Annotated in this window: 1 protein-coding gene; it reads left to right on the top strand. The window is 40.8% G+C overall.

The window, feature by feature from the left end; all coding sequences use genetic code 11:
- Window positions 1-218: hypothetical protein (locus Q1A60_RS21570; RefSeq protein WP_299770822.1), on the top strand; the 218-nt coding region annotated here is incomplete at both ends.

Here is a 218-nt window from a genome sequence, read left to right as displayed (position 1 = left end):
CCCGCAATCTTTACAGTTACATGGTTTGTAAATCAAGCTGCTGTAGATGCGAATGTTCCTATTGGAGATCCAATGAACTACCCCAGTAATACCAATACAGTAATTGCTGTTGTGACAGATATCGCACAGAGTACGACTACTTTCTGTAGTGCCCAAGTAGATCTTAATTTAGTGGTAAACCCACTTCCAACTCCAGTACAACCGGCTATTTTTGAACT

The organism is uncultured Dokdonia sp., from assembly GCF_947492535.1.
In the GTDB taxonomy this organism is placed as follows: Bacteria; Bacteroidota; Bacteroidia; order Flavobacteriales; family Flavobacteriaceae; genus Dokdonia.
The sequence above is the reverse complement of the archived record's forward strand: the minus strand, read 5'-3'. Positions and strand labels throughout refer to the sequence as shown.